This is a genomic window from Kitasatospora sp. NPDC059722 (genome assembly GCF_042733235.1).
In the GTDB taxonomy this organism is placed as follows: Bacteria; Actinomycetota; Actinomycetes; order Streptomycetales; family Streptomycetaceae; genus Kitasatospora.
The window spans coordinates 1,871-9,754 of record NZ_JBHWGD010000149.1; the positions used below are offsets into that span (position 1 = coordinate 1,871).

6 protein-coding genes and 1 pseudogene (1 of these 7 running past the window's edge) are annotated in these 7,884 nt (G+C 76.3%); 2 read left to right on the forward strand and 5 right to left on the reverse strand.

The window, feature by feature from the left end; genetic code table 11:
• The 4 genes and pseudogenes from ACFV4F_RS40495 to ACFV4F_RS40510 all read right to left on the reverse strand — a co-directional run.
• Positions 1–301, reverse strand: a pseudogene (locus ACFV4F_RS40495) (MerR family transcriptional regulator) (it extends 953 nt beyond the left edge of the window).
• 34 nt (positions 302–335) lie between these two features.
• Positions 336–1,244, reverse strand: a complete 909-nt coding sequence (sigJ, locus tag ACFV4F_RS40500; protein WP_380510532.1) for an RNA polymerase sigma factor SigJ — start codon at positions 1,242–1,244, stop codon at positions 336–338.
• 20 nt (positions 1,245–1,264) lie between these two features.
• Positions 1,265–1,450, reverse strand: a complete 186-nt coding sequence (locus tag ACFV4F_RS40505; RefSeq protein ID WP_380448577.1) for a hypothetical protein — start codon at positions 1,448–1,450, stop codon at positions 1,265–1,267.
• On the reverse strand, positions 1,447–4,584 hold the full coding sequence (locus ACFV4F_RS40510; RefSeq protein ID WP_380510535.1) for a DEAD/DEAH box helicase: 3,138 nt from the start codon (positions 4,582–4,584) through the stop codon (positions 1,447–1,449). The genes ACFV4F_RS40505 and ACFV4F_RS40510 overlap by 4 nt, the downstream gene beginning before the upstream one ends.
• Positions 4,585–4,758: 174 nt before the next feature.
• Here ACFV4F_RS40510 and ACFV4F_RS40515 point away from each other — a divergent pair, with 174 nt between their 5' ends.
• Complete coding sequence (locus tag ACFV4F_RS40515) at positions 4,759–5,373, forward strand: YceI family protein (RefSeq protein ID WP_380448580.1); 615 nt, start codon at positions 4,759–4,761, stop codon at positions 5,371–5,373.
• A gap of 124 nt (positions 5,374–5,497) precedes the next feature.
• On the opposite strand, the gene ACFV4F_RS40520 is transcribed toward ACFV4F_RS40515, so the two are convergent.
• Positions 5,498–6,463, reverse strand: a complete 966-nt coding sequence (locus ACFV4F_RS40520) for a LysR family transcriptional regulator (RefSeq protein WP_380448582.1) — start codon at positions 6,461–6,463, stop codon at positions 5,498–5,500.
• 110 nt (positions 6,464–6,573) lie between these two features.
• On the opposite strand from ACFV4F_RS40520, the gene ACFV4F_RS40525 reads away from it, so the two are divergent.
• Positions 6,574–7,884 (forward strand): MFS transporter (locus ACFV4F_RS40525; RefSeq protein WP_380510538.1); only part of this gene is annotated, 1,311 nt, incomplete at its 3' end.

Here is a 7,884-nt window from a genome sequence, read left to right on the forward strand (position 1 = left end):
GGGGGGGGGCGCGCCCCCCCGCGGGGGGGGGGGGGGCCGCCGCGCCGGGGGGGGGCCCCCGCGGCGGGGGGGCGCCCGCCCCGCCCCCCCCCGGGCCCCCGCCCAGCGGCAGGCCGACGCGGCGCAGCCGGGCGAGCAGGCGGGCGTCGGCGAGCTGCCGGGGCCCGTACCAGCGGTAGCCGGTCTGCGGGTCGACGTGGGCGGGGGCGAGCACGTCGGCGCCGTCGTAGTAGCGCAGGGTGCCGACGCCCAGGCCGGTGGCGCGGGCCAGTTCGCCGATGCTCTGCAGGTCGCTCTCCATGCCGGTCACTGTGGTTCCTCGACCAGGTGGAGGGTCAAGGATTGAGCCGGGTGAGCTTGTGGGGGTTGCGGACGGTCCGCATGGCGGCGATGAGGGGTGCGCCGTCGGGGCCTTCGGCGAACTCGAAGACCGTGACGGAGTCGACGCGGTCGCCCACCGCGAGCAGCAGGCCGGGCTGGCCGTTGACGAGGGCCGGGCGGGCGGTGGCTTCGCCGAGCTGCGTGAGGACGCCGAGGACGAAGCGGGCCACGTTGTCGGCGCCGGTGACGGGGCGCAGTGCGGCGCGCACGACGCCGCCGCCGTCGGTCCACGAGGTGACGTCGGGGGCGAGCAGTTCCAGCATCCGGTTGAGGTCGCCGCCGACGCAGGCCGCGAGGAACTCGTCGGTGGCCCGGCGGCGCAGGTCCGCGGGGGCGTCGTAGCGGGGCCGGCCGGCCTGGACGTGGGCCCTGGCCCGGCTGCCGACCTGGCGGCAGGCCGTCTCGCCGCGGTCGAGGGCCTCGCCGATCTCCTTGTAGGAGAAGCCGAAGACCTCCTTGAGCACGAAGACGGCCCGTTCCAGCGGGGAGAGGCTCTCCAGCAGCACCATGACGGCGAGCGAGACGGTCTCGGCGCGTTCGACGCCCTCGGTCGCGTCCGGCTCGCCGACGAGGGGTTCGGGTAGCCACGGCCCGACGTAGGACTCGCGGCGGACGGCGGCCGAGTCGAGCCGGTTGAGGGCGAGGTTGGTGACCGTCCGGGCGAGGTAGCCGGCCGGGTTGGCGACCGGGCCGGTGACCTGGCTCCAGCGCAGCCAGGTGACCTGGCTCCAGCGCAGCCAGGTGTCCTGGACCAGGTCCTCGGCGTCGGCGACGCCGCCGAGCATCCGGTAGGCGATGCCGAAGATCATCCGCCGGTGCGCTTCGAAGTCGGCGAGGCCGGGGTGTTCGAGGGTTTCGGTCACCTTCGCAGGGTAGCCGCCGGTCAGGCGCGGAACGCGTCGTAGGCCGGGGCGAGCACGGCGGCGAGGTCGCGTCCGCGCACGGTGATGCCGGACGGGCCCAGGCGGCGGAGGGACGGTTCGTCCGTGTCCCGGTCGTCCTCGGCTCTCAGGGTGAAGTCGCCGCGCCAGTAAGCGGCGACGTTCACGACGGGGTCGGGTTCGGTCATGCTTCCTCCTCGGCCACCGCGTCGTCGCGGGTGAGTTCGACCAGTTCGCGCAGCGCGTCGGCGGGCAGGTCGGTGAGCCAGTGCTCGCCCTCCCCGACCACGGTGTCGGCCAACGCGCGCTTGGCGGTGAGGAGTTCGTCGATGCGCTCCTCGACCGTGCCGACGCACACCAGCCGGCGCACCTGGACGTCCCGGCGCTGGCCGATCCGGAACGCGCGGTCGGTGGCCTGCTGCTCGACCGCCGGGTTCCACCAGCGGTCGAGGTGGATCACCTGATTGGCGGCGGTCAGGTTGAGCCCGGTGCCGCCGGCCCGTAGGGAGAGGATGAACACCCGTGGCCCGTCCGGGGATTGGAAGCGTTCGACGAGCTCCTCGCGGCGGGCCCGGGAGAGTCCGCCGTGCAGGTAGAGCACCTCCTCGCCGAGTCGCCGGGCCAGGTACGGGCGGAGCATCGCGCCGAACTCGGCGTACTGGGTGAAGACCAGGGTGCGGTCGCCCTCGGCGAGGGCCTCTTCGAGGAGCTCGGCCAGCCGGGCGACCTTGCCCGAGCGCCCGCCCAACGCCGAACCGTCGTGCAGCAGTTGGGCCGGGTGGTTGCACACCTGCTTGAGCTTGCCGATCGCGGCGAGCACCGTGCCGCGGCGCTCCACGCCCCGGATGCCCTCGACCCGGCGCAGCAGGTCGGCCACCACCGCCTGGTAGAGGCCGGCCTGCTCGGCGGTGAGGTTGCACCAGACGGTCATCTCCTGCTTGGCGGGCAGGTCGGCCGCCACCGCCGGGTCGGTCTTGAGCCGGCGCAGGACGAACGGGCTGGTGCGGCGCCGGAGTTCGGCGGTGCGGTCGGGGCTGCGGTGCAGTTCGACGGGGATCGCGTAGCGCTCCTTGAAGCGCTCGGCCGGGCCGAGCAGCCCGGGGTTGGCGAAGTCCAGGACGGCGTGCAGCTCGGACAGCCGGTTCTCCACCGGGGTGCCGGTGAGGGCGATCCGGTGCACGGCGACCGGCAGGGCGCGGATCGCGCGGGCCTGGGCGGTGCCGGCGTTCTTGACGTGCTGGGCCTCGTCGGCCACGACCCGGCGCCAGCGGACCTTCCGCAGGGCGGCGAGGTCGCGCTGAACCAGTCCGTAGGTGGTGATGACGAGGTCCACTTCCCCGACGGCGGCGGCGAGTTCGTCCGGGCCGAGGCGGCCGGAGCCGTGGTGGACGTGGGTGCGCAGGCCGGGGGCGAAGCGCTCGGTCTCGCGCTGCCAGTTCCCGACGAGGGACATCGGGCAGACCAGCAGGGTGGGGGCCGTCGCGCCGTCCGCCTGCTCGGCGGCCAGCAGGGCGAGGGTCTGCACGGTCTTGCCGAGGCCCATGTCGTCGGCCAGGACGGCGCCCAGGCCGAGCCCGGCCATCGCCCGCAGCCAGGCCAACCCCCGCTCCTGGTACGGGCGGAGGGTCGCGCGGAAGTCCGGCGGGAGCGTGGGGGCCGGGGCGGTGGCGGTGCGCCCGGCGAGCAGGTCGCCCAATGGGCCGTCGGCCCGGACGGCGGTGACCGGCAGGCCGGCGACGGTGGCCTCGGGGTCGAGCGCCATCCGCAGCACCTGCGTCGTGGCGATGGCGGTGTCCCGCCGGTGGTCGAGGAAGGCGAGCGCGGCGGCGATCTGCGCCGGGTCGGCCTCCAGCCAGGTGCCCCGTACCCGGACCAACCCCTGCTTGGCGGCGGCCAGTTCAGCGAGCTCCCGCTCGCTGAGCGGATCGCCGTCCGGGCCGAGCGCCGCCTGCCACTGGAACGCGACGACGGCGTCCCGGTCCACCTGGCTCGTGACGGCGAGCGAGCCGGGCGCGGGCGGGGTGGTGACGCGCAGGGCGAGGCCGAGCCGGGGCTTGCGGCGCCACCAGGCCGGGAGCAGCACGCCGAACCCGCTCTCGGCGAGGGCGGGCGCCGCGGTGCGCAGGAAGTCCAGGGCCCCGGCGCGGTCGAGCGGGAGGGCGGACGGGCGGGAGCGGTGGCGCAGCCCGTCCAGCTCCGGCCAGCGGTGGGCGGCGCGGGCGAGTTCGGCGGCCAGGACGTCGGCCGGGTCGTAGGCCTTGCGGGCCAGCGCGGCGCGGGCGGCGCCGCCTTCGTGCAGGTCGGCGGCGCGGACCAGCAGGGACGGCTCGTCGACGGCCTGGAGCAGGAACTCCACTTGCCAGGCGTCGTCGGACGGACGGCCCTCGGGGTCGCCGTCGTCCGGGCCGAGTGGCTCCAGCAGGCGGAAGCAGAGCCGCAGGGCGGGGTCGGTGGGCTCGGCGGCGGCGCACCAGGCGGAGAGCCGGCGGTGCAGGTCGGCCAGGTCCCCCGGGTCGGCGGCGAAGGAGGCGTCCGGGGCGGCGAGGGCCGTCAGCCACTGCTCGGCCGCGCCGGTCGGGGCGTCGCCGCCGCGCAGGAGCGGGGGCGCGGCGGCGAGGGCGGACCTCGCCTCGGCGTCCACGAGGGCGCTCAGCGCGGCGTCGACCAGCGCTTCGCCCGTGACACCGGCGGGCGGCCACTCCCCCAGGGCCACCGGCGGGCAGCCGGCGGCGAGGGCGGCAGCCTCCCGGCGGCCGTCGGCGGTGAGGTCCGGGCGCCAGCGGGCCTGCGGGGCGCCGTCCGCCAGGAGCTGCGGCAGCACCCGGCCGCCGCCGACCGTCCGCCAGGCGAGGTCGTGCACGCCGGTGAGCCAGCGCAGCGACGGCCCGTAGACGACGTCGACGCGCCCGACGCCGGGCAGTTCGGTGCCGGTCACCGCCCAGTGCGGGTCGAAGACCTCGCCCAGCAGCTGGGCCGCCGCTCCGGCGTCGAACAGCAGCGCGGGCACCCGCCACGGCGCGAGCACCGCGGCGCCGCGCACGGGGGTGGCCGGCAGGTCGGGGGACGGCGCGGGCAGGGAGCCGGCGGTCGGCAGCAGCAGGGTGGCCCAGCGCTCGGACGCCTGGCCGGCCAGCCAGCCGAGGCCCGGGCCGATCCCGCCGAGCACGGCGGCCACCTCGGCGGCCGGACTGGCGTAGGGGTGGGCGCGCGGGGCCGTCCGCGCGGGCGCCTCCACGGCCGCGGCCGCGGGGTGGCGGCGGGCGTCCTCGGCCCAGAGCGCCAGCCTGCCGTCCGCGCGCCAGAGCGCGTGCAGGGCGAACATGGGCGGGCCTCTCGGGGGTGGCGGAGCTGCTCGTGGATTGACCGGGGTCGCCCTGGAAGCGTAATCGCGACCACCGACACGGCGAAGTGGTTGAAGTTTAAACGAGGCGGGTCTATGGTGGTTCCAGGAAGAAGTTGAAGCCTAAACAAATGGCTTCGAACCCGAGGAGGAGCCATGGGCCTGTTCAACCGCACCAAGACCGCCGCCACGACCGCCACCGCCGTCGCCGAGGCCCCGACCGGGCCGGACCTCGCCCACCTGACCGGCGACTGGACGGTCGACACCACGCACAGCGAGGTCGGCTTCTCGGTGCGCCACGCGATGGTGACCAACGTCAAGGGCCGCTTCACCGACTACGACGGCAAGCTGCACCTCGACGGCGCCACCCCCGGCAACTCCAGCGCCGAACTGGTGATCAAGGTCGCCAGCATCGACACCAACCAGGCCCAGCGCGACGAGCACCTGCGCACCGGCGACTTCTTCGCCGTCGACACCCACCCGGAGATCCGCTTCCGCAGCACCTCCGCCGAGCGCCTGCGCGGCGACTCCTACCGGATGACCGGCGACCTCACGATCAAGGGCACCACCCGCCCGATCGTCCTCGACCTCGACTACACCGGCAGCGCCACCGACGCCTACGGCGCCGAGCGGGTCGGCTTCGAGGGCACCGCCGTCGTCGACCGCACCGAGTTCGGCCTGACCTACAACGCGGCGCTGGAGACCGGCGGCGTGCTGATCGGCGAGAAGGTCAAGCTCAGCTTCGACATCTCCGCCGTGAAGGCCGCCTGACCAGGACGCCGGCCACGGCCGCGCGACCGGAACCGCACCGCCCCTGCCGCCCCCCGAACGGCAGGGGCGGTGCGTCGTTCCCGCGCACAACGGCCGTGGGGCGCCGGGTCGACCGCACCAGGCCTCAGCCGGGGAGCAGCGCCGCGTCCGGCGACGGCAGCCAGCTGCCCGGCGGGCGGCGCAGCCAGCCCTCGGCCGCGCCGAGCGCGGAGGCCGCACCGGCCAGCGCCGTCAGGCCGGCGTGCCGCAGGCCCGGCCGGTGTACCAGGCTGACCAGGCAGAGCGGCACCGGCTCGACCAGCGGCACGTTCACCGCGCCCGGGATGCGCGGACCGCCGACCGTGGTCAGCATCGCGTCGCCGTGCCGCGCCAGGTAGCGGGCGGTCTCGTCCACGCCCACCGGTGGCACGTACGGGGCGGCCGCCGTCAGGCCGTGCTCGCGCAGCAGGCGGGCGCCGAGGTCGGTCCACTCGGTGGTGGCCGGGTTGCCGGCGCAGATGTCCACGGGGTGCCCGGCCAGGTCGGCCGGGCGCAGCACCGGACGGCCGGCCAGCGGGTGGGTGTCCGCCATCATCACCGAGACGTGCTCCAACCGGACCGGGATCTGGGCGAGTTGACCGCGCAGCGCGGCGGGGAGCCCGGCGAAGCGGCCGAAGGACACGTCCAGCCGGTGGGCGAGCAGCTCGCCGGCGGCCGCCGCGAGGCCGCCGTGGAAGCGGGCCAGCAGCTCGCCCTCCGGGCGGGCGGCGCGGGCCCGGGCGAGCACCCGGTCGGCGGTCAGGTCGGGGCCGGTGACGTCGCTGTTGAGGTCGAGCAGCAGCGGCCGTTCGCCGGCGCCCGCGACGATCTCGTCGTGCAGGGCGAGGAGTTGGCGGGCCTGTGGCAGCAACCTCCGCCCGGCCGGGGTGAGTTCGACGCTGCGCGTGGTGCGGGTGAACAGCGCGTCGCCGAGCAGCCGCTCCAGGGTGCGGACGTCCCGGCTGAGCGCCTGCTGCACCACGTGCAGCAGGCCGGCGGCCCGGCCGAAGTGGAGCGTCTCGGCGGTCGCGACGAAGCCTCGCAGCAGGCGGGGGTGCAGATCGACGGGCATGGCGGCAGATTAACAACACCGTGTTGTGAGTGCGACGGAACAGGTGTTGGACCGCGGACGGGACGCCGGGCGAGGCTGGGGGCAATCCCCCACGACTCCCCAGGAGCCCCATGGCCTCGCGCGCCCTTTTCGCGTCCACCCCCGGCCCGTCCCTCCTCGCCTCGTACCGGCGCCTGTTCGCCGCCCCCGGCGCCGCCGCGTTCACGCTGGCCGGGCTGCTCGGCCGGCTCGCGCTCTCGATGACCGGCGTCTCGCTCGTGGTCCTGATCGCCGAGCGGCGGGGCTCCTACGGCCTGGCCGGCACCGTCGCGGCGGCCGGGCTCGCCACCGGCGCGATCGGGATGCCGCTGATCGGCCGGCTGGTCGACCGCCACGGGCAGGCGCGGGTGGCCGTCCCGGCGGCGCTGTACAACGCCGTGCCGCTGCTCGGCCTGGTGCTCTGCGTCCGCCTCGGCGCGCCCGACTGGACCCTCTACGCGTGCTGGGCGGCCTGCGCCGCCGCACCCAACCTCGGCGGCATGGCCCGTGCCCGCTGGGCGCACCTGCACCGGAACGACCCCGCCGCCCGGCACGTGGCCAACTCCCTCGAACAGGCGCTGGACGAGCTCTGCTTCATGGCCGGGCCGGTCCTCGGCATGCTGCTCTGCACGACCGTCGCGCCCGAGGCGGGGCTGCTCACCGCCGGGACGCTCGGCACCGCCGGCACCCTGCTGTTCGCCGCCCAGCGGCGCACCGAGCCGCCCCTGGCGGCCGGGAGCCCGGCCGCACCCCGTCACGGCTCCCCGCTGCGCACGCCCGGACTGCGCGTCCTCGTGCTGACCTTCCTCGCCACCGGTGCGGTGTTCGGCTCGACGGAGATCACCACGGTCGCGTACGCCGACGCGCTCGGCCACAAGCCGGTCGCGGGCGGGCTGCTGGCCCTCGTGGCGGCCGGATCCTGCGTGGCCGGGCTGCTCTTCGGACTGCTGGCGCCGCGCTCGGCACCGGGCGTGCGCTTCCTGCGCGGGATCGCCACGATGGCGGCGCTGCTGCTCCTGCCGCTCGCCGCCGGGCTGGGCGGGGCCGGGTTCGGCCTGCTCGGGCTCGCACTGTTCGCGGCCGGCACCGGCACCGCGCCGACCATGGTGACGGGCATGACGCTCGTCCAGGAGCTGCTCCCGCAGCGGCAGTTGAACGAGGGCATGGCGGTGGCGGTGTCCGGCATCGTGATCGGCATCTCGGCGGGCGCGGCGATCGCCGGGACGGTCGCCGAGCACGCCCCGCCCGGCACGGGCTACGCGCTGCCAGCCGCTGCGGCCGGGCTCGCCCTGCTGATCGCCCTCGCCGGGCGGCGCCACCTGGCGCGGGGCGGGGGGCGCGGGCGCGGGGGCCGGGGGAGACGAGCGAGCTCTCAGAGGGGCGCGCGGGGGGGGGGGTTGTGG

Bases quoted from the DNA above. Each gene is read 5' to 3' on its own strand.
- ACFV4F_RS40505 (WP_380448577.1), bottom strand. From the start codon at position 1,450: ATGACCGAACCCGACCCCGTCGTGAACGTCGCCGCTTACTGGCGCGGC.
- ACFV4F_RS40510 (WP_380510535.1), bottom strand. From the start codon at position 4,584: ATGTTCGCCCTGCACGCGCTCTGGCGCGCGGACGGCAGGCTGGCGCTC.
- ACFV4F_RS40515 (WP_380448580.1), top strand. From the start codon at position 4,759: ATGGGCCTGTTCAACCGCACCAAGACCGCCGCCACGACCGCCACCGCC.
- ACFV4F_RS40520 (WP_380448582.1), bottom strand. From the start codon at position 6,463: ATGCCCGTCGATCTGCACCCCCGCCTGCTGCGAGGCTTCGTCGCGACC.